17 protein-coding genes and 1 tRNA gene are annotated in these 21,251 nt (G+C 64.1%); 4 read left to right on the top strand and 14 right to left on the bottom strand.

Annotated features, from left to right (window positions below; all coding sequences use genetic code 11):
* Positions 1 to 46: 46 nt before the first annotated feature.
* From pknB to HMI60_RS00155, 7 genes are read right to left on the bottom strand one after another with little or no spacing between them, the layout of a single operon-like run.
* Positions 47 to 1,957, bottom strand: a complete 1,911-nt coding sequence (gene pknB, locus HMI60_RS00125; RefSeq protein ID WP_193590310.1) for a Stk1 family PASTA domain-containing Ser/Thr kinase — start codon at positions 1,955 to 1,957, stop codon at positions 47 to 49.
* 6 nt (positions 1,958 to 1,963) lie between these two features.
* Positions 1,964 to 3,820 (bottom strand): protein kinase, encoded by a 1,857-nt coding sequence (locus tag HMI60_RS00130; RefSeq protein ID WP_018778456.1) that lies wholly within the window; start codon positions 3,818 to 3,820, stop codon positions 1,964 to 1,966.
* On the bottom strand, positions 3,817 to 5,274 hold the full coding sequence (locus tag HMI60_RS00135) for a penicillin-binding transpeptidase domain-containing protein (RefSeq protein ID WP_193590311.1): 1,458 nt from the start codon (positions 5,272 to 5,274) through the stop codon (positions 3,817 to 3,819). The genes HMI60_RS00130 and HMI60_RS00135 overlap by 4 nt, the downstream gene beginning before the upstream one ends.
* Complete coding sequence (locus tag HMI60_RS00140; protein ID WP_018778454.1) at positions 5,271 to 6,698, bottom strand: FtsW/RodA/SpoVE family cell cycle protein; 1,428 nt, start codon at positions 6,696 to 6,698, stop codon at positions 5,271 to 5,273. The genes HMI60_RS00135 and HMI60_RS00140 overlap by 4 nt, the downstream gene beginning before the upstream one ends.
* Complete coding sequence (locus HMI60_RS00145; protein WP_193590312.1) at positions 6,695 to 8,395, bottom strand: PP2C family serine/threonine-protein phosphatase; 1,701 nt, start codon at positions 8,393 to 8,395, stop codon at positions 6,695 to 6,697. Before HMI60_RS00145 ends, HMI60_RS00140 begins: the two co-directional genes overlap by 4 nt.
* Positions 8,396 to 8,398: 3 nt before the next feature.
* Complete coding sequence (locus HMI60_RS00150; protein ID WP_018778452.1) at positions 8,399 to 8,887, bottom strand: FHA domain-containing protein; 489 nt, start codon at positions 8,885 to 8,887, stop codon at positions 8,399 to 8,401.
* The gene (locus tag HMI60_RS00155; RefSeq protein WP_018778451.1) at positions 8,884 to 9,633 is read right to left on the bottom strand and encodes a DUF3662 and FHA domain-containing protein; all 750 of its coding nucleotides are present in this window, start codon (positions 9,631 to 9,633) and stop codon (positions 8,884 to 8,886) included. Before HMI60_RS00155 ends, HMI60_RS00150 begins: the two co-directional genes overlap by 4 nt.
* Before the next feature lie 372 nt (positions 9,634 to 10,005).
* Here HMI60_RS00155 and HMI60_RS00160 point away from each other — a divergent pair.
* Positions 10,006 to 10,088, top strand: a tRNA-Leu gene (locus HMI60_RS00160).
* 66 nt (positions 10,089 to 10,154) lie between these two features.
* Here HMI60_RS00160 and HMI60_RS00165 read toward each other — a convergent pair.
* From HMI60_RS00165 to HMI60_RS00185, 5 genes are all read right to left on the bottom strand, one after another.
* On the bottom strand, positions 10,155 to 10,853 hold the full coding sequence (locus HMI60_RS00165) for a FadR/GntR family transcriptional regulator (protein ID WP_110504807.1): 699 nt from the start codon (positions 10,851 to 10,853) through the stop codon (positions 10,155 to 10,157).
* Between the two features lie 10 nt (positions 10,854 to 10,863).
* Positions 10,864 to 11,991 (bottom strand): mandelate racemase/muconate lactonizing enzyme family protein, encoded by a 1,128-nt coding sequence (locus HMI60_RS00170; protein ID WP_193590313.1) that lies wholly within the window; start codon positions 11,989 to 11,991, stop codon positions 10,864 to 10,866.
* A 79-nt stretch (positions 11,992 to 12,070) separates the two neighbouring features.
* A complete protein-coding gene (locus HMI60_RS00175; protein ID WP_064722429.1) occupies positions 12,071 to 12,931 on the bottom strand; it encodes a DMT family transporter in 861 nt (286 codons plus the stop codon).
* A gap of 40 nt (positions 12,932 to 12,971) precedes the next feature.
* Positions 12,972 to 13,577 (bottom strand): helix-turn-helix domain-containing protein, encoded by a 606-nt coding sequence (locus HMI60_RS00180; protein WP_018778447.1) that lies wholly within the window; start codon positions 13,575 to 13,577, stop codon positions 12,972 to 12,974.
* A 53-nt stretch (positions 13,578 to 13,630) separates the two neighbouring features.
* Positions 13,631 to 14,335 carry a TetR/AcrR family transcriptional regulator gene (locus HMI60_RS00185; protein ID WP_018778446.1) on the bottom strand — a complete coding sequence of 235 codons (705 nt, stop codon included), beginning with the start codon at positions 14,333 to 14,335 and terminating at the stop codon, positions 13,631 to 13,633.
* 107 nt (positions 14,336 to 14,442) lie between these two features.
* Here HMI60_RS00185 and HMI60_RS00190 point away from each other — a divergent pair, with 107 nt between their 5' ends.
* The 3 genes from HMI60_RS00190 to HMI60_RS00200 all read left to right on the top strand — a co-directional run bounded on the left by HMI60_RS00190 (position 14,443) and on the right by HMI60_RS00200 (position 18,303).
* Positions 14,443 to 15,816: an NAD(P)/FAD-dependent oxidoreductase gene (locus tag HMI60_RS00190; RefSeq protein ID WP_018778445.1), complete on the top strand. Its 1,374-nt coding sequence runs from the start codon at positions 14,443 to 14,445 to the stop codon at positions 15,814 to 15,816.
* 85 nt (positions 15,817 to 15,901) lie between these two features.
* The gene (locus HMI60_RS00195) at positions 15,902 to 16,768 is read left to right on the top strand and encodes a universal stress protein (RefSeq protein WP_110504808.1); all 867 of its coding nucleotides are present in this window, start codon (positions 15,902 to 15,904) and stop codon (positions 16,766 to 16,768) included.
* Between the two features lie 23 nt (positions 16,769 to 16,791).
* Positions 16,792 to 18,303, top strand: coding sequence for an APC family permease (locus HMI60_RS00200; protein ID WP_064722324.1), 1,512 nt, complete (start codon positions 16,792 to 16,794; stop codon positions 18,301 to 18,303).
* On the opposite strand, the gene HMI60_RS00205 is transcribed toward HMI60_RS00200, so the two are convergent.
* Together HMI60_RS00205 and HMI60_RS00210 are read right to left on the bottom strand one after the other, a co-directional pair.
* The gene (locus tag HMI60_RS00205; RefSeq protein WP_193590314.1) at positions 18,275 to 20,005 is read right to left on the bottom strand and encodes a prolyl oligopeptidase family serine peptidase; all 1,731 of its coding nucleotides are present in this window, start codon (positions 20,003 to 20,005) and stop codon (positions 18,275 to 18,277) included. The two genes, HMI60_RS00200 and HMI60_RS00205, sit on opposite strands and share 29 nt — an antisense overlap.
* Entirely contained in the window at positions 20,002 to 21,225 is a 1,224-nt protein-coding gene (locus tag HMI60_RS00210) for a hypothetical protein (RefSeq protein ID WP_193590315.1), read from the bottom strand. The genes HMI60_RS00205 and HMI60_RS00210 overlap by 4 nt, the downstream gene beginning before the upstream one ends.
* Positions 21,226 to 21,251: the final 26 nt, after the last annotated feature.

The following is a 21,251-nucleotide window of genomic DNA, read 5'->3' on the forward strand; positions in this document are numbered from 1 at the left end:
GGTAAAGACTTACCCGGCGGGACGGCGGATCCGCCCCGGCAGCAGGCTATTTCTTGGTCGTCGTCGGCGTAGGCTTCGGCGTCGGCGTGTCCGTTGTGGGTGTTGGAGTGGGGGTCGGGGTCGGGACAGGCGCGGGAGCCTTCGCAACAGTAACGGTGACCAACTTGCCCTGATCTACCTCGCTGTTGAATACCTCGCTTTGTGCCGTGACCTTGCCCGGATCCACCTGCGAGTTTTCCTGTTCCACTACCTGCATGGTCAAGCCGTTGGCCTTCAGCGCCGCTTCGGCCTCCGCCACAGGCAGGCCAATGAGTTGCGGCATCAGGACCTTGCCCGATGAGATCTGCAGTTCCACCTTTGAGGACGTAGCTATGGGTCCGCCCGGCGCCGGGGCTGTGCTGATCACCTGGCCCATGGGTACCGTCGGGCTGTGCGTCCGGACACTGGTGATGGTGCCCGTGATACCAAGTTCCCGCAGGGCGTCGGTCGCGTTTGCTTCCGTGCGGCCCACGATATCCGCCGGTATGGTCACCGAACTCGGACCGCTGGAGACCTTGAGGATCACTTCGCCGTCCTGGGGCACCTTTGCGCCCGCTGCGGGCGAGGTGCCAATGGCCATGTCCTTGGCCACAGTATCGCTTGGCTCGCGTACGGATTTCGGTACCAGCTTGAGCGAGTAGAGCTTCTGGATCGCTTGGGATTCCGACATGTTGGCCACCACCGGAACCTCGATCTGTGCAGGTTCGGCCGGCTTGGCGTTCATGAGGTTGTAGAGCCAGAACCCGCCGCCGGCCAGTACCAGGATAGTGAAGATCACCAGGGTGGAGATCCACGCTCGACGCCGGGACTTCTGCTGGGCGGGCCGCTCACGTTCCGCTGGGAGGCCCAAAGGAAGGGGTTCCTCGTGCTCGTGGTCCAAGGTCTCGTCCTTGAACTGGTCCACGTCCAAAAGCCCCACGGCGGTAGTGCTCAGGAGCTGCGTGGCGGGATCTTCCTGTTCCACGAGGTCGTTGGGATCTGTGGGGGCTTCGCTTGCCGGGAGTGCAGGCACGGGAATGCCATTGCTGGCTGCCCGGAGGGCCCGACGGAAGGCCGCTGCGTCCTGGAAGCGGTCAGTACGGTTTTTCTGCAGTGCCTTGACCAAAACGGAATCCAGCGCCTCTGTGATATCCGGGTTGTGGGTGCTGGGCAGTTCCGGGGTTTCCCGGACGTGCTGGTAGGCGACGGACACCGGGCTGTCACCAACGAACGGCGGCCTGCTGGTCAGCAGTTCGTACAGGAGGCATCCAGCCGAGTAGAGGTCGCTGCGGGCGTCCACGGTTTCGCCCCGGGCTTGTTCCGGGGAAAGGTACTGCGCGGTGCCAACGACTGCCTGTGTTTGGGTCATGGTGGCCGCGGCATCTGCCATGGCCCGGGCGATTCCGAAATCCATGACTTTGACGTCGCCGGTATCCGCACACACCATGACATTGGCCGGCTTGATGTCCCGGTGCACGATCCCTGCCCGGTGGCTGTACTCCAGGGCTGAGAGGACACCCAGCGTGTAGCCGACGGAGTCCTCTACGCCCAGTTCCTTCGCCTTGATCATGTCCCTCAGGGTGCGGCCCGAGACGAACTCCATGACGATGTACGGAACGCGGACATCCTCTCCGGGCCCACCTGGAACGGAATATTCTCCGGTATCGAAAATAGCCACGATGGAGGGGTGGTTAAGCGCCGCGACGGCTTGGGCTTCACGCTTGAAACGGGCCTGGAACTGGGGATCGCGGGCAAGGTCGGCACGCAGGACCTTTACGGCGATGGTTCGGCCCAGGAGGGTATCTGTTCCCTTGTAGACGTCAGCCATGCCGCCACGACCGATCAACTCACCGAGTTCGTAGCGTCCATTGAGGATGCGCTGTGAAGACACAGGTGTGCTCTCCTCTCGATGCGCGGGGCCGGGACGTGGCGTAGACATGGTGGCTTAGCGGCCTGTGGGGGACGCAGAGCTGGACGGCTTGGGGTTGCCGCTGGGAGTGACGGGATCCGTAGGGATGAGCTCCTTGGACAGGTAGTAGGTCACCGTGGACCCTGCGGGTACCTCGGTGCCGGCGGCAGGCGAGGAACGCACGAACGTGTTCGGGCCCTGGCTGATGCTTCCGTTGACGTCCTCGCCCCTCACGTACTTAAGCCCTGCCCCCTGCAGGGCGCCCTGGACCTGGGTTTCGGAGACTCCCTGACCGATGTTCGGGACCGCAACCATTTCGGGTCCCTTTGAGTAGGTCACCGTGATGGTGGTCCCCGGGTCAACAGGACCTGTGGGGTTGAGGCTGAGAACCGTCCCGGGTGTTGCCGGATCGAAGACCTCCTGGCCGTTGACGCCGAGGCCGAGGGAACGCAGCTTGGCACTGACCGTCTCGAACGGCTGTCCCTGGAATTCCTCCGGGATGATGTTGATCTTCTGCGGCGTCGACTGGGTGGGCGACGGTGCTTCAGAGGTTTCCGTAGGCGTCGGAGTCGGCGAGGACGACGTCGATGAGGACGACGGGCTGGCAGAACGGCTCGGGCTCGCGGAAGTGGACTGGCTCGGCGAAGGGGTGGGCGAGAAGAATCCCGACTGGGAAATCAGGAAACCGACCAGCGCGAACAAGACCAGGAGGATCAACGCAACAAGGGGCCACGTCCAGGGGCTGCGCTTCTTGCGTTCCGGTTCCTGATCGTCGTAGCGTTCGTCATCGCTGTAGATGACCTCTTCGTCGTCGTTCAGTTGCCGTTCCGCCTCGAGGGCGTTGGCTCGTGTCAGTGGGTTGTCCGCGGATGCCGCAGCGGCTCCCACAGCAGCTCCGGCGGCGCCGGCGCCCAGCACCGGAAGTGCGGAGGTCGCCGTCGAGGATTGCTCCTTGCCGTAAGGTGAGGCGACGACGCCGGTGGGTGCCGTTGCGGTGTCGACCGGCGCCGTGATGGGGCCGGTTGAGTCTTCGAACAACAGCATTCCCGGCACGGCGGCATGAGCCGTGGCGATGTCGCCGTTACGGATGGCTTCAGCTGCTTCGGCAAGCTTGATGGCGTTGGCCGGCCGGTTCTTGGGGTCCTTGGCAAGCATGGACATCAAGAGGGCACGCACGGGCGTAGGCAGCGTCTCCGGCAGGGGCGGCGGTGCGTCATTGACCTGCGCCAAGGCGATGGCGATCTGCGATTCCCCGGAGAACGGACGGTGACCTGTGAGGCATTCGTAGCCGATGACGCCCAGGGAGTAGATATCCGAGGACCCGGTGGCTGTCTGGCCGGTTGCCTGCTCAGGTGCCAGGTACTGGGCGGTGCCCATGACCTGGCCGGTCTGCGTCAGCGGAACCTGGTCCGCCAGGCGGGCGATGCCGAAGTCGGTGACCTTGACCCGGTTGTCCGGTGTGATGAGCAGGTTGCCGGGCTTGATATCGCGGTGAACCAGGCCTTGCGCGTGAGCCACGGCAAGGGCCCGGGCCGTCTGGGCAATGATGGAGAGCGTCATGTCCGGGGACAGCACCTGTTCGCGCTCCAGGATGCCGCTCAGGGGGTGGCCCGGCACGAGCTCCATCACCAGGTATGCCGAGCCGGCTTCCTCGCCGTAATCGAACACGTTGGCGATGCCCACGTGGTTGAGGAGGGCGGTGTGGCGCGCTTCGGCACGGAAGCGCTGCAGGAAGCCGGGGTCACCCGTGTATTCCTCCTTGAGCACCTTGATGGCCACGATCCGGCCAAGGATCTGGTCCTTGGCCTTCCAGACCTCGCCCATGCCGCCAATCGCAATGCGACTGGTCAGCTGGAACCTGCCGCCGAGTGTGATTCCCGAAGTAGGCCTCACTTATTCAACACCGCCTCAAAAATCTTCTTTGCGTTCGGACTGGTTAGCTGGGCACCGCTGAGCACGTCCACACGTTCCATGACAATGGTGACGGCTACTTGCGGGTCGTTTGCCGGGGCGAACCCGGTAAACCATGAGTTGTTCAAACCTGAATCACCGAGTTCCGCCGTGCCGGTCTTGCCGGCCACCTTGATGCCGGGAACGGCTGCGCCCTTGGCAATGCCGTTGTCCACTGCGCTGGTCATCCATTCGGTGATCTGGCCGGCGATCGGCTGCGTGGTGCTGGTGCGGAGTGCTTCAGGCTTTGTTTCGCTAATGACGCGCAGGTCAGGAGCACGTACCGTCTGCACCAGGTTCGGCTTCATCTGCACGCCGCCGTTTGCGATGGCTGCCGTCATCATGTTGATCTGCAGTGGAGTAGCTTTGACGTCGCGCTGGCCCACGGACGACTGGGCGAGCTGTGCCTGGTCCAGGTCCCTGGGGAAGACGCTCTTGGCCTGCTGGAGCTTGAGCTGATCTCCGAAGGATTCACCGAAACCGAATTTCTCGGCCTGCTCACGAATGGCGTCCTGGCCGAGGTCCAGGGCAATGCTCGCGAACGGCGTGTTGCAGGACTGCTCCAGGGCAAAGGCGAACGACGCCGTCTCCCGGACGTTGCAGTTGCCCCCGGCATAGTTGGGAAGGCTGGCATTGGAACCGGGAAGCGGGAGGCTGCTCGGGTTCGGCAGTTCACTGTCCTTGTTGTACTTGCCCGAGTTCAACGCCGCGGCCGTGTCAATGAGCTTGAAAACCGAGCCGGGAGAGAGCAGGTTTCCGGTGGGACCGCTGACGTTCTGGTTCAGGTTGATACCCGGGATCTGGTTCAGCTGGGCCATGTTCGCCTCTGCAGCGGCAGTGTCGTGGGTGGCAATCAGGTTGGGGTCGTAGGACGGCTTGGAGACCATCGCCAGGATGGCTCCCGTCTTCGGGTTGGTGACCACGATGGAACCCCGCTGGCCGTCCGGAATGAGGTCGTAGGCCAGCTTCTGGATGGCTGGATCAAGGGTCAGCTCCACAGAAGCGCCCTTGGGTTCCTTGCCCAGGAACATCTGGCTGATGCGGTCCAGGAACAACTGGTCCGAGTTACCCGCCAGGGTTTCCCCCATCGACTGCTCCAGCCCGGTGGATCCGAAGCCCCTCGAGAAGAAGCCGGTGACGCCCGCATAAAGCTCCGGCTGGGGGTACGAACGCTGGAAGGCGCAGGACTCGGTTCCGGGGACGGACTCTGCCACCGGTTTCCCGCCAACGATGATGGCACCGCGTTCGTTGCAGAACGTGGCGAGGATGGCGCGCTGGTTCCAGGTATTCGCGTTGAGGTCGTCCGCGCCAATGACCTGGACGTAGCTGATGGCGCCGAAAATCAACGCGAACATGGCGACGGCGGCCATCCACGAGCTGCGAATCGCTTGGTTCATTGATGCTTCACCGCCTCAGTTGGTGCGCTTGGTGTCTGGCCTGTTGGAGTCTTGACTGTCCCGTGGGAGCTGGTGGTCGGGGGTTTGTTGACCATGGGTGTGGTGTCAACCGGTCCGCGGGCCGTATTGGAGATCATGAGCAGCAGCCCGACGATGATCCAGTTGGCCAGCAGGGATGAACCTCCGGCGGCCAGGAACGGGGTGGTCAGGCCGGTCAACGGGATGAGCCGGGTGACGCCGCCGATGACCACGAAGCACTGCAGTGCGATCGCGAACGACAAGCCGCACGCCAGGAGCTTTCCGAAGGCGTCGCGCGTTCCCAGGGCTGCGCGGAAACCGCGGGTGAAGAGCAGCAAATAGAGCATCACCACGGCGAAAAGGCCGATCAGGCCCAGTTCTTCGCCGATGAGCGCCACGATCATGTCGCTGTTTGCGAACGGAACCAGGTCCGGGCGGCCCTGTCCCAGTCCTGTTCCCACCAGGCCGCCGTCGGCCATGCCGAACAGGCCCTGGACGATCTGTCCACTACCGCCGGGAGACCTGCCGAAGACCTCCGGGGTGAAGGCGTTGATCCAGCTGTCGATCCTGAACGCGACGTGGGAGAAGATCTTCGATGCGATGAAACCGCCGCCGAGGATCAGGGCCAGGCCAATAACGACCCAGGAGATACGGCTGGTGGCCACGTAGATCATCACGATAAAGAGGCCGAAGAAGAGGACGGACGATCCGAGGTCGCGCTGGAAGACCAGGACGCCGATGCTCACCAGCCAGGCGGTGATCATCGGGCCCAGGTCCTTGAAGCGGGGGAACTGCATGGGACCGATCTTCCGGCCGGCCAGGAGGATGAGGTCCCGGTTGGACGACAGATAACCCGCGAAGAATATGGCCAGGGTGATCTTGGCGATTTCACCAGGCTGGAAAGTCATGGGGCCGATGCGGATCCAGACGCTGGCACCGAGCACCTCACCGGCGGAGATGCCGGGCACCAGAGGAAGAATCAGCAGCAATGCACTGGCCGCCAACGAGATGTAGGTGAAGCGGCGTAGGATGCGGTGGTCCTTGAGGAACCAGATCACGGCGATGGAAACGGCCATGGCAATCAGCGTCCACCGGAGCTGGTTGTTGCCGGTGTCGTCGCCAGGGCCGTCCATGCGGTGGATCAGGGCCAGGCCCAATCCATTCAGGGCCACCACGATGGGAAGTATTACCGGATCGGCATATTTAGCGCGGAGACGGAGCACCACGTGGAATGCAAAGGCGGCTACGGCGAGCAGGCTCGATTGGAACCAGAAGTCGCTGTCCAGTCCCAGATCCGAGTTGAGGCTGACCAGTGCGCTGGCGCCGATTCCAACGGCAAGTGCCAGCACGATGAGCAGAAGCTCGACGTTCCGGCGGGGCTTGGGGGCGGTTTCAGTCTGGATCATTTTGCCCCCTCACAGGGAGTCGGAACGGGAGATGGCGTGGGGCTGGCAACGGCTGCCGTGCTGGGTACCGGCACTGTGGCCGTAGCCGACGGCGACGGCGTGGGAGTCGCCGTGCCGGTTGGAGTCGGGCTGGGGCAATTGGCCGAGGCGCTGCCGTACTGTTTCAGGTTTTCCACGATGAGCTGGGCGTCGTCGAGGTCCCCGGCAGGAACGGTCTGGCGAACGCTCTGCTGGCCATATTCAGGCAAGGAATCCACCCTGACATCGGTTACGGCTTCCAGCCGGGAAAGCTGAATTGGGCCGAGCCTTTGTGAGATGCCGTTGAAGATGGCAACACGCTGATCGTATTCACCCACGTAATAGCGTGTCTGGGTCCAGGCGTAGCCAAGCCACAGGCCGACCACGACGCCCAGAACCAGGAATGCGGCGACGGCGGGCATCAACCAACGGATGCGACGCCTTGGCGGATCTTCGGCCTCCGCGCGGTCCTGCTCTGCTTTGTGCGTCAGGACTGTGGCAGCGCGACGGGCCACCGTGCGGCCGGCAACGGTAGGAATGGAGCCTGTTTCAGCAGCCGTTGCCGCGGCGCCAACGAGCTCATGGGGGCGGCTGGCCAGTTCCTCGCGCAGGACTTCGGCTGACAGATGCTCACCGAGGTGGGGATCGGTGGTCGCCGGCGGTTCGGTGGAGGAATCAGAAGTCCCGGACGTTTCGTCCGCCTCGTCCGATTCCTTCGTCCTCGTGCCGTCGTCGGAAGCCGATCCTGCGTCCGGCTTCCGGTCAGCTTCCGACTTCGAGGCGCCCTTGGCCGCATCTCCGGACGGCACCTCATCGGGGGACTTGGTGGCCGTCACCGCTTCAGGCTCATCGACGGCGGCAAGCGCAGCGGCCGGTACGACGTCGACGGCGGCCGTGTTGACGTCGTCGACCGTCTCCTCGACGATTTCCAACATGACAACCGTGACGTTGTCCGGGGCGCCCGCTTCGAGCGTGAGGTCTACGAGGATCTCGGCGCATTCGCGAAGGTCCTTGGTCTCGCGGACCATGCGCTCCACGACGTGCCCTGCTACGTAGTTCAGGCCATCAGAGCACAGCAGCCAGCGTTCGCCGGGTTCGACGTCCAGGACGTCCAAGTCCAGCTCAGGGCTCGCGTCAACGTCGCCAAGCACGCGCATCAGGACGTTTTTATGGGGATGGGTCTCGGCTTCCTCCGGACGGAGGCGTCCCTCATCGATCAGGCGCTGGACGAACGTGTGGTCCACGCTGATCTGCTCGAACTTCTTGTTGCGCAGGCGGTAAGCGCGGGAATCGCCAATATGCGCGAAGTGGAGCTTGCGGTCCTCAAGGAGCAACGCCGTGACCGTCGTACCCATGCCTGACAGCTTGGGATTCTGGTGGACGAGCTCTGAGAGCAGTGAATTGGCGGTTTGGATCTCGTCCGCCAGGACGGTGTCGGCGCCTTCAGGGTAGTCGTCATGATCCAGGTGGATCATGTCCAGGACCGTCGAAGCGGAGGCGACATCGCCGCCCGCGTGCCCGCCCATGCCGTCGGCGACCACAGCGAGATGGCGGCCCACATAAGCGGAGTCGTCATTCTTGGAGCGGATCCGGCCGACGTCGGAACGGGCCGCGTAGCGCATGATCAGCGGGCGCTCCGCAGGCTTTTCCTTGTCCTCGGGGGTCTCAGAAGAGGCCATGGACTATGGCCTCAATTCAATGACCGTCTTGCCGATTCTCACGGGGACACCGAGCTCCACCGGCAACGCACGAGTGAGCTGCTGATCGGCCAGGTAGGTGCCGTTCGTAGAGCCGAGGTCCTCAATGAACCATCGGCTGCCCTGCGGGAACAGACGCGCATGCCGGCCGGAGGCGTAGTCATCCTCCAGGACCAGGGTGGCTTCCTGCGCGCGTCCAAGCAGGATGGGGCTGGCCGCCAGGGGAACCGTGGTGCCCTTGAGGGGACCCTCGGTGACCACCAGGTTGCGGGCATGCTGGATGGCCGGCGGTGGTGTGGCAGCCAGTTCAGGATGCTTGCGGACTTCACGTGCCGTAGGAACACCGGTCACTGCCTTGCGTCCGATCTGGAAGTCGCGGCGCATGGTGGACACAATGCTGAAGATCAGGACCCACAGCAACAGGAGGAAGCCGAAACGAAGCGCTGTAATGGTCAGTTCGCTGACATCGTTCACGCGTGGCCACCCGGGGTCTGGGGGAGGAGGCGGAAAATAATCTTGGTACGTCCCATCGTGATGGTTGAGCCGTCTGTGAGCTCCACGCTGCCGTTTACCTTATGTCCGTTGACGTAACTGCCATTCGTGGAGCCGAGGTCAACAGCCCACGTGCTCCCGTTCTCGGTGCGTACCTCAAGATGCTTCCGTGAAACCCCGGTGTCGTCCACCAGGATGTCGGCTTCAGAAGAGCGGCCGAGCACCACGCTGGCTGCATTGAGGGAGTATCGCTGACCGCTGATGTCCAGGACAGGCTGGAGGCGAATTGGCTGCCGTGCGGGGGCTGCGGGAACGTTGGCCCGCGGAGGCTGCGGAGCGGGAGCTGCGTCGCCGGAGGACTTTTCGGTCCGGGAAGCGATCTCGAAGTGGCCGGCCCGTTCCTCGTCATTGCGACGGAACGAGATCCTGACCGCGCCTTGGAGCGTATAACCCTGGCTGCGAACGTGTTGGATAACGACGTCGCACAGCTCCTCAGCGAGGGGCGTTCCCCATTCCTGGGCCCGGGCGAAGTCCTCATCGCTGAGCAGGACATCAAAAACGTTGGGAGCAAGCGTGCGTCCGGCGGCGATGGTGATGGACTGATTGTCCAGTTCCCGCCTCAGCTTGCTCGCGATCTCCACTGGCTCAACCCGTGCCCGCGACCCCGTGGAGAAGACGTTGCGGACGGCCTTTTCAATGCCGCGCTCGACTTTGTCCAGCAAACCCATGTTCCTTCTCCTTTCCTTGCCGCGGCACCTGCTGTGCCTGTCCGATAGTCCTGCAATTGGTCCGACTGTGCACACACCAAAGTGCGCGCCCCACGGCCCTTCCTCTTCCCGATACTACTGGGACTGACTGGGAATGACCTTAATCCACAACGCCCTGCGCCACGGAAAAGTTCGACGGCGGCCCTTGCTGGCGGGGCTCGCAGGGGTTGAAAATCCCTTGAAGTTCTGCGGTTTCCAGGCCGTCCACCGCCTTTCCGGAGGGTGCCTCCCAGCTTGATTGGTGTTTTGCTCCGGATGTCCGTTATGCTTGATCTCGCTGCTTTTGAAGGAAACGAAGCTGGGAGACCAGCGAAGTCCGGAAAAAGAAGTTGCGCGCGAGTGGCGGAACGGCAGACGCGCTGGCTTCAGGTGCCAGTATCCGAAAGGGTGTGGGGGTTCAAATCCCCCCTCGCGCACGCAATCGAAAGAGCCCCGGTCTTAGGACCGGGGCTCTTTTGTTTTGTGGTCAGCCCCGCGTGAGGCTAGTTGCGGGCGGAACCTGCCAGCCGGCGTCGTGAGTTGCTGAGGTGAAGGCGCATGGCTGCCGCGGCAGCCACGGGATCGCCGTCCGCGATTGCTGCGTAGATAGAGGAATGCTCGTGGACCACTTGATCGAAGCGTTCGCGGGTTTCCCGGTCATCCCCGGCGACGAGGCGTGGGCGGGGCATAGTGATCATGGTCTGGCCGAGGGCGGCGATGCAGTCTGTATAAAAGGGATTGCCTGAAGCGGCAGCCACAGCACGATGGAACTCGAAATCAGCTTTCATGGCGTGCGCCGGATGCGAAACGTTCGCAGTGAATTGTTCCAAGGCACCGTGGACGGCCTTGAGTTGTCGTTCGCTGTGGTTCCGGGCAGCAAGCGCAGCTGCCTCTGCTTCGACGCCGATCCGGAAGTCGAGCATCTGCAGCCGTTCTTCCATGCTGGACACAGGCCGGGTTCCCGGTGCCTGGGTCGGGCCTTCGGCGGGCGGAGTCAGGGCAAAGCTGCCCCGCCCACGTTCGGTTTCCACAAGGCCCTCGGCCTGCAGCCGCGTCAATGCGGAGCGGACCACGGTTCGGCTCACCCCGAATTCGCTGATGAGGGTGTTCTCGCTGGGGAGCTTCTCGCCCGGTTGGATGACGCCGTCGACAATGCGGTTGCGGAGGTCGGCGGCGAGATCCGCAGTCAGGTTTCGGCTCATGCGTTCCAGATTACGCGCCGAACTCCACGGTTTCGGTGGTCCACGCACGGGCCTGTTCGCTCAACGTGACGCCGAGTCCGGGACGGTCCGGGACGATCATGCGACCGTTCTTCGTCTCCAGCCGCTCCTCGAACAGCGGGTCCAGCCAATCGAAGTGTTCCACCCACGGCTCGCGCGGGTAGGCGGCGGCCAGGTGGAGGTGGATCTCCATGGCAAAGTGCGGTGCCAGGCCAAGACCTCTTTCATTGGCCAGTGCCGCCAGGCGCAGGAACTGGGTGATGCCTCCGACGCGCGGCGCGTCCGGCTGGATGATGTCGCAGCCGTTGGCGTTGATGAGGCCCTTGTGCTCGGCGACAGAGGCAAGCATCTCACCGGTGGCGATAGGCGTGTCCAGGAGCTGTGCGAGGTGGGCGTGGCCCTCGAAGTCATAGGCATCGAGTGGTTCTTCGATCCAGATGAGGTTGAATTCCTCCAGTTGGCGGCCCATCCGCAGCGCCGTTGCCCGGTCCCACTGTTGGTTCGCGTCGACCATGAGCGGAACGTCCCAGCCAATGTGTTCGCGGACTCCCGCCACGCGGCGGAGGTCTTCTTTGGAGTCGGGCAGGCCCACCTTGATCTTGATGCCGCCGATGCCGTCGTCGATGGACTGCGTGGCGCGTTCCTTGACCTCTGCCAGGGTGGCGTTGAGGAAGCCGCCGGAGGTGTTGTAGGTCTGGACGGAATCACGGTAGGACCCCAGCAGCTTGGCCAGCGGGAGTCCGGCGCGCTTGGCCTTGAGGTCGTAGAGGGCAATGTCTATCGCGGCGAGAGCCTGCGTCGCCACGCCTGACCTTCCCACCGAAGCGCCGGCCCAGAGGAGCTTGGTGTAGATCTTGCCGATGTCGTTGGGGTCCTCGCCAATGATGCCCTCCGCGACCTCCTTGGCGTGGGCGTACTGGGCCGGCCCGCCGGCGCGCTTGGAGTAGCTGAAACCGAGGCCGCTGTGTCCCTGCTCCGTGGTGATCTCGGCGAAGAGGAACACTACTTCCGTCATCGGCTTCTGTCTGCCGGTGAAGACCTTGGCGTCGCTGATGGGAACGCTGAGCGGCAACCGCGCCGTGGACAGTTTGACGTGGCGGATGAGGTCTACGGTACTCACTGGGTCTCCTAAGGGGCGGGGCATCCTTGCCTGCTACTTAAGATACAAGCTGAGTACTTGTATTACAAGACTTGTTTCTTCACGACCCTGCTGGCGATGCCGGCACATCCGTTGTCAGTACGGGTTTGGGTGTGCGCTTGCCTCCTTGCTGTGCGGCTGTCCCGGCAACAACCACCAGGGCTATCCCTGCCACCTGCATGAGTGTCGGCTGCTGGGCGAGGACAAGCAGTCCGATGAGGACACCGAATGCGGGCTCGATCGAAAGCAGCGTTCCAAAGGCCGTGTGGGTCATGCGCCGCAGCGCCAGCATTTCGAGGCCGAACGCGATCACCGGCGTTATGAGGGCAATCCCGGCCGCCAGGGGCAGCACCCACCAGTCGAGTGACCCGCCCAGTACCTGCGGCAACCCGACCGGCATGGTGGCAAGAGCGGCAATCGGGATGGTGAGTGACAGGCCGCTGATGCCGGAGAACCGGTCTCCCACATGTTGGGTGAGCACGTTGTACAGGCCCCAGCAGGCACCCGCAGCCACAGCGAATCCCACGCCGGCAAGGTCGATGACGCCATGCCATGGCTCAGTCAGCAGCACCACGCCGATGAAGGCGAGGAGCGGCCAGACCAACGCCTTCCGGCGTTTGTTCATGATCCCGGCCACCGTGAGGGGGCCAAGGAATTCAATCGCGACGGCGGTTCCCAGCGGGATGCGCTCGACGGCGGCGAGGAAGAAGGTGGTCATGAAACCTGTCACGACCCCCAGGGCGATCAAAGCCGGCAGGTCGCGGCGGCGCAGCGAGCGGATGGCCGGACGGCTGATTACCCAGAGAAAGACCACTCCAAAGCACATCCGAAGCCATGCCGTCCCTGCTGGGCCGACCTGGCCGATAACGGTGACCGACATGGCGTTGGAGAGCTGGATGGCCATCATTGCTGCGACGGCCATCGACCAGGGGGGAGCGGCGGTGAGGGTTCGGGTCAAGGTATTACGCACTGGGGCTTTCCGTCCGATGTCCGGCTCCAACGCCCGGTTCAAAAACGGCGAGGGAGAATCGGGCAGTTGTCCCGCCGTGGTTTGCATAGGAGTGGGCAACATCGCTGCGGAAGGTCAGGGCATCGCCGGTGTTCAGTTCGTAGCTCCCGGCCTCGACGTTCACCGTGATGGCACCCTCCTGCACCTGGAGCAATTCACGGGTGCCGGAGCTGTGGGCTTCGCTCTCGTGGAGCTCTCCGGGAGCCAGGGACCAGTCCCACAGTTCAACAACGTCGGGAGATTCGGTCCCGGCAACCAGCTCGCCCTTGCCGCCCAGGGGGCCGGTCCACAGTACGGCGCCTTCGCCCTTGCGGGTAAGTTTGGCTGAACGCAGCGTGGGCGGCTCCACCAATGCAGGCAAGCCAACACCTAGGGCATCGCTGAGCCGCAGGAGGGTTCCGATGCTGGGATTTACGCCGCCTTGTTCGACGCTCACCAGCATTCTGCGGCTAACGCCGGCCATGGCGGCAAGCTGGTCGAGGGTCCACTCCCTGCCTTTGCGTTCCTGTTTCACCCGCAGGCCAATTGCGCGCGCCAAGGCCTCTGCACTGTCATCCATAAGTGCAGCATAATGCACTAACTTGGCATTAAGAAGCTCGGATCCTCGGGGGCCTAGTTCCGCAGAGCCCCAAAGCCCGTAATTAAAGCCTCCAAGCCCAAGCTGAAGGCAATGTCAGTGGGCCGCTCATGCTGTTCCAAGGCCAGCCGGTCCACGGCGGCAGTGAAGTTGGGGACCTGGTCGGCGAGGGTGCCGGCGTCGAAGATGTCCTCAGGTGCGGTGACGTCGTAAGCGGCCCCGAAGACAAAGGCCTCGATAGCCACAATCGCGGAGATGATTTTCTCCTCCGGGAAGCCTGCGTCGCGGAAGCCGGCCGTCACGGCCTCGTACATGGCCAGGGTCTTGGGAGCATTGGCGACAGGCAGGACGGCGATGATCGGAATAAGCGGCGTGTGCTCGGAGAATACATCCCTGTAGGACCATGCCCACTTGCGAACGGCCTCTTCCCAGGGCTCAATCCCGAACGCCGACACATCAACCATCGCGGCCAAGTGGTCCTCGAGCAGGACGAGCACGTCGTCCTTGGAGGACACGTGGTTGTACAAGGCGGAGGGGGCTACTCCCAGTGTGCGGGCCAACGCCGCCATGGTGAGTCCGTCGTAACCCTTGCTGCTGATCAGCTTGAGCGCCGCCGTCGTGATGCCGTCCTGGTCCAGAACCGCCGCCGTTGGTCGGCCGGCGCGGCGCCGGGAAGTGGCGGATGGGGCTGGGGTGGGTTCGGGCATCGGGAGCCTTTCTGCTGCCTGTGTCCCCAGCATTATTCCATCGGCTCTTCACAGCCGCGCACTCAGCCGCTACTATGGAGATAAATGAATGCCATTCATTTATTGGTCAGCCACCAACGGACGGCCACGGAGAGGACATCATGCAGAATCTTGATCGCGACGTTGTGATCGTCGGCGCCGGACCGTCAGGGCTGACGGCGGCACGTGAACTGAAGAAGGCCGGGCTCAGCGTCGCAGTGCTCGAAGCACGCGACCGCGTGGGCGGCCGCACCTGGACCGACACCATCGACGGCGCCATGCTGGAGATCGGCGGCCAGTGGGTTTCGCCGGACCAGACGGCCCTCATGGACCTGCTGGACGAGCTCGGCCTGAAAATGTACCCGCGCTACCGCGACGGCGAATCCGTCTACATCGGCGCAGACGGCAAGCGCACGCAGTACACCGGTGACACCTTCCCGGTCAACGAAACCACCAAGGCCGAGATGGACAAGCTCGTCGCCATCCTGGACGAACTCGCAGCAGAGATCGGCCCCACCGAGCCCTGGGCACACCCCAAGGCACGCGAGCTGGACACCATCTCCTTCCACCACTGGCTCCGCCGGAACTCCACAGATGAAGAAGCCTGCAACAACATCGGCCTCTTCATCGCCGGCGGCATGCTCACCAAGCCCGCGCACGCCTTCTCGGCACTGCAGGCAGTCCTGATGGCCGCCTCTGCCGGTTCGTTCACGCACCTCACGGACGAAGACTTCATCCTGGACAAGCGCGTCATCGGCGGCATGCAGCAGGTTTCACTGCTCCAGGCAGCAGAACTGGGTGCCGATGTCGTCCTTAACAGCCCGGTGCGCACCATCAAGTGGGACGACAACGGCGTGACCGTTGTTTCCGAGCAGGCCACCGTCAACGCCCGTTACGTGATCATGGCCGTTCCGCCGAACCTGTACTCACGCGTTTCCTTCGACCCGCCGCTCCCGCGCCGCCAGCACCAGATGCACCAGCACCAGTCGCTGGGCCTGGTCATCAAGGTCCACGCTGTGTACGACACGCCGTTCTGGCGTGAAGACGGACTGTCCGGCACGGGCTTCAGCGCCGGTGCGCTGGTGCAGGAGGTCTACGACAACACCAACTACGGCGACACCCGCGGAACCCTGGTTGGCTTTGTGTCCGACGAGAAGGCCGACGCCGTGTTCGAGCTCAGCGCCGAAGACCGCAAGAAGGCCATCCTGGAGTCCATCGCCGGATTCCTGGGCGACAAGGCCCTCACCCCCGAGGTTTACTACGAGTCCGACTGGGGCTCGGAAGAGTGGACCCGTGGCGCATACGCTTCCAGCTACGACCTCGGAGGCCTGCACCGCTACGGCAAGGACCAGCACGCGAACGTCGGCCCGATCTACTGGTCCTCGTCCGACCTCGCCGCCGAAGGCTACCAGCACGTTGACGGCGCAGTCCGCATGGGCCAGGCAACCGCCGCGCGGATCGTCGAAGCCAACAAACTGGCATCAGTGACTGTCTGATCGTTGTGAAACCACACCGGCAGGCCGGGGGAGCACTATTTCCCGGCCTGCCGGCTGCACTGTTTAAGAACTGAAAGGGACCACCATGCGCTACGTAGTTGGTTACACCGCCAACGCAAGGGGCCACGACGCCGTCCACCTTGCCGTCGCCTTGGCCCGGAACCAGGATGTCAGCCTGGACCTGGTCCTGGTGATCCCGGAGGACTCCCCGTTCAATGCCGTGTACCCACCCGAAGCCGGCTACGACGACATCCTCAACCAGCAAGCCCAGCGCTGGCTGGATGAGGGCCTCGCCTTGGTCCCGGAGGACATCACAGCGCGCGGACACATTCGCCGTGGCGATTCCGAGGCCCAGGCACTGATTGACGCAGCCGTCGAGATGGACGCGGCGGCATTGGTCATCGGCGCCACGAACGGCGGCTTGTTCAAGCGGTTCACCATTGGTTCCGTGGCGGGTTCACTGCTCCACTCGTCGCCGGTCCCGGTGGCGCTGGCACCCCACGGCTACCAGCGGACAGATGCCATCACCCGGCTCAGCTGTGGTTTCGGGACGCGTCCCGGCGCAGACGAACTGCTCGACGTCGCCGTCGAGTCCGCACGCGACCGGCACCTGCCGCTTCGGCTCGTTTCCCTGTTGGCGCTCGACGGCGGTAACTCGCTGACGCTGGCAGACGCCGCCTGGATGCACGCCGCCGACCGGCTTGCCGCCGTTGGAAGTTCAACCCCGGACGCACCGCTGCCTGAGCCCGAAATCGTCGTGGCGCAGGGCCGGACCATAGAAGAAGCCGTGGACCGCCTCGACTGGGAAGACGGCGAAATCCTGCTGATCGGCTCCAGCCGCCTCGCCCAGCACCGTGCCACGTTCCTTGGCAGCACCGCCAACCGGATCCTGCGCGCCCTTCCCGTTCCCATGATCGTGGTTCCCCGCGATTACACGCGCCAAAGCTCCTAGCAATCGCCTGAGAGGCAATACCCATGTCTACTGCACCAAAGACGGTCCAGTCGAAAGAATCAACCCTGAGTGAAAAGGGACTGAAAGCCGGATCGGTGGGCCTGATTGGCGCCGTCGTGATCGGTGTTTCCTGCATTGCTCCCGCGTACACGCTGACCGCGGCCCTGGGGCCCACCGTGTCTGAGGTAGGCGTGCACCTGCCGGCCATCTTCCTTGTGGGCTTCATCCCCATGCTGCTGGTGGCGCTCGGCTACCGCGAACTGAACAACGCCATGCCCGACGCCGGCACCTCCTTCACGTGGGCAACGCGGGCGTTTGGTCCGTGGATCGGATGGATGGGCGGCTGGGGACTGATCGCGGCCACCATCATTGTGCTGTCCAATCTGGCGGCCGTTGCCGTGGACTTCTTCTACCTGATGCTCGGGCAGATCTTCAGCAACCCGGAGCTGGGCGAGCTCAGCAAAATCCTGCCGCTGAACATTGCCACCACGCTGGTTTTCATTGCGCTGGCGTGTTGGATTTCGTACCGCGGCATGGAAACCACCAAGGGCGTCCAATACGTGCTGGTGGCCTTCCAGTTGCTGGTCCTGGGATGGTTCGCGGTCTCGGCGTTCGTGCATGTAGCCAACGGCACGGCCTTCGATGCCACTGCCATTTCGCCTGACTGGTTCAACCCGTTCGCCGTCGATTCGTTCTCGTCATTCGCTGCAGGTGTCTCGCTCTCGATCTTCATCTACTGGGGCTGGGACGTCACTCTGACCATGAACGAGGAGACGAAGAATCCGGAAAAGACCCCCGGCCGCGCGGCAACCATCACCGTGCTGGTCATCGTGATCATCTACATGACCGTCGCACTGGCTACCTTGTCCTTCGCGGGCGTCGGCGAGACCGGCCTGGGCGCCGGCAACCCGGAGAACCAATCCAGCATCTTCGCGGTTCTGGCGGGTCCGGTGATGGGTCCGTTCGCGATCCTCATGTCCTTGGCCATCCTGAGCAGTTCCGCCGCGTCCTTGCAGTCGACCTTCGTTTCACCGGCCCGCACCATGCTGGCCATGGGCCACTACCGCGCCATTTCGCCCCGCTTTGGGCGGATCAGTCCCACGTTCAAGTCGCCGAGCTTTGCCACCATCGCCGCGGCCATCGCGGCAGCCGCGTTCTACGTGATCACCCGGACTGTGTCCGAGAATGCCCTGTGGGACACCATCACCGCCCTGGGCATGATGATCTGCTTCTATTACGGCATTACAGCTCTGGCCTGTGTTTGGTTCTTCCGCGCTTCAGCCTTCAGCGGTGTCCGGGCATTCTTCTTCAAGTTCCTGGCACCGTTGCTGGGCGGGGTGATCCTGCTGGTGATGTTCGTGAAGACAGCCATGGACTCGATGGATCCCGCGTATGGCTCGGGCTCGTCCGTTGGCGGGGTAGGCCTGGTGTTTGTGCTGGGGATGGGTGTGATCCTGCTGGGCGTTGTGGTGATGCTGGTGATGTATCGGCTGCGGCCCGGGTTCTTCAAGGGCAAGGTCCTGACCCGGGCCTGACTTCGCGGGAAATGGATGCAGCGAACGCGAGTACGGCGGCGGAGAAGTCCAGCACGTCCGGCGCTGCACGCTGGCCGTGACCGCCGCGGTCCTCGTGGAGTAGCCAGGCCCGGTCCCCGCGTTCGCGGATTCCGGTAACAACATCGACGGCGGCACTGTTGTCCACGCGTTCGTCCCGCCCCATGAGGCAGCACAGCAGGGGCGGAAGCGCGGCGGAGCCGAGTCTGCGCAGCAAGTGAACCGGGGAATAGGCCGCCCGATCGTGATCAGAGCACTCCCCATCGGCGCCAAACTCGTGCAGCCATTGCTTCCCCAAACCATGGCGGTGAAGGTCCACGGTGTCCAGCAATGGAGCTACGGCCACCACTCCGCCGAATGAGGCGGGGGACAGGAACGCCGCAGCCGTGACCACGAGGCCACCATGCGAGGCCCCGAAAGGCACGGTCTGGGCGGGCGTGGTCCACCGGGTATCGACGAGGTAGCCGGCCACGTCGATGAGGTCCAGGATTGTCCGCATCTTCCGTTTCCCACGGCCTGCCTGGTGCCAATCCTCTCCCAGCTCGCCCCCGCCGCGTAGTTGCGCAGCCACGTACACCCCGCCGCTCTCCAGCCATGCCGGAACGCTGGGTTCGGCCTCGGTCCTGTGTGTGACGCCGAAACCGCCGTAGCACGTGAGAATCAGGGGCAGCGGCTGCACCGGGAGGCCGTCAGGACCAAGGTCTGACGCCCGTGCGGAGATGATCACGGGGATGCCGATGCCGTCGCTCGCCACCGCGGTGACTTTCCGGTGGACTATCCGGCTGCTGGAGTCCCTGGAGCTGTTGCTCAAGCGCACCGGTTCATCCACGCAGAAGACCCCCGATGGGCGTTCCGGGGAGGCCGTCTGGATCCAAAGGTCGGTGGCATCGGCGCGGGGTTGGACGGCGAACGCTGACACGTATTCCGCGGGGGATAAACGGTAGGCCGGGCGGCCATCCAGCGTGGCCGTCGTGCCGTGTTGGTCGGAGACCAGTTCCACACGACCGGCTTGTGCGGCCGGAGCCACGGTATGCCAGGCCCCGGATTTCAACTCCCACTCTTTGGTGCCGGTCCTTGGGTTCTTCGCCGCGAGCCGAAGGTGCTCTCCGACGCGTGCCAGCGCGAGACGGCTGCCCGCGGTGTTGCCAAGTTCCGCCGGAAGCGGGAGCTGCTGCATCTGCCCTGAGCCGAGCGGGCAGCGGATGATCTGCTGGCAGGGTGGTTTGCCGGTCAGGACCCAGATCCCGCCCCCGTCCGGCTCCCAAACCGGCGCAGCGTACCAGGCCGTCGGCCCTGGGATGTGGACGGGCTGGGTCCCGGCAGCGAGTATCCAGGGCTCCGCTAGTTCACTGGCGGAGGCGCTCAGCAAGGCTGCGACGCGCGTTCCGTCAGGGGAGATGGTGAATCCGCGGACGATGGTGCCCGGTGGTGTGGGGAGTCGGACACCGGGCGGCGCGGCCACCTCCAGATGCGCCCGGCGAACATTCCAAGCATCCCGAAGCCCGGCCTCGGCTGCCAGGTACAAGGACGCAAACGCTTCGTCTGGCCCGCGCCAAAGAAAAGCAGCCTGTCCGCCGGCGAACTGTGGGAGCCCTTGGCGGGGTGTGGAGTCCCAGCGTTCCAGAAGGGAACGGAAGTGCGGCCGAAGCCCCATGCCCGGAACGGCCTCCTCGATGCTGCTCACCGTCCTACCGTGTCGCCCGGCACCGTGTCCACAGCAGAGACCCAGGCGAGGTGGCCGCCGTCGTGCAAGGGGCTGCCCAAGTTGATGGTGCGCAGAGGGCTACCGGCCGCTGAGGTGTCGACGACGTGCAGTTCGCCGTGCCCACCGCGGGTCACGGCGACGAGTTCCGAGGCCGGCGAAGCGGCAATGGCTCGTCGTTCGGCGTTGTCCCAGGGTTCATGGCCGGGCCGTGGGGCGCCGTCCATGCGGGGGAGGTGCCATGTGCCCCGCAGCACCGGCGGGCCTGCCTCCAATGGTCCAAGGTGGTGCACCGAAAGCTCGTCGCCGTCCGGATGGACCCGGGCGGTCGCGATGCCATTGGCAGTCAGTGCGAAGCGGAAGACCAACCCATGGCCCAGCGGCGTGGTCCGCGTCAGCCCGGTATCCACGTGGTGCACCCACAAAGTGTTGGCCCACTGGGCCCATCCTCTGGGCTCACCGCCGCCGTCGCGAAGGATAGCCACCAGGACACGGCGCCGCGGGCAGAAGCGCAGGAAGTAGGCGCGGCCGGGTGCATCCCAAGCGATAACGTCAAGGGCCTCCGGCTGCGGCTTGCGGACATCGAAGCGTTCCAGGCCCCGGCCCGTGGCCACGAACATGGTGCCCGTGACGGGATCCAAGGCGTCGCCGTGACCGTCGGGCGAGGCCTCGGCCCGCAGCCCTTGCAGGGGCGGGCAGTGCACTCCCTCGGACAGGATCCGCTCCACGCTGAAGGATTCGATGCAGCCGGGTTCACGGTGACGGACGACGGCGGCGGGCCCCTCCGGCGTTTCGCCCACCACAACGCCAGGCTCCCCCGCCCTGGTGCGGATGCGGCGTGAGGTGGGTCCGCCGTCGGACTCCAAGTCCACAACCGTGAGGAGATCGCTCCAAGGTTCCCACGAGACACCAAGCCCCGTGGTGACGGCAACGAAGCGACCCGAAGGGTCGCAGGCCAGGTGCTCACCCGGAATGGCTACGGGAATGGTGCAGGGCGGGGTGTCGGTGAATGCATCGGCAATGACCAAGGCACCTCCGGCGTCATCAATGAACGCGCATCGTCCGTCTCCCAGCGGCAGGAACCCGGCGTGCTCCGCCAAGACCACGGAGTCCAAACGGTGCTGGACTGCCCCGGTGACTGGATTCAGGAACTGTACATTGCCCGCTTTTTGGTCGGCTACAACCAAAACTTCGGAGGTCATTGGCTCTCCCTTTCACTTAATTTGAG

The organism is Paenarthrobacter sp. YJN-D, assembly GCF_015040335.1.
GTDB lineage: Bacteria > Actinomycetota > Actinomycetes > Actinomycetales > Micrococcaceae > Arthrobacter > Arthrobacter nicotinovorans.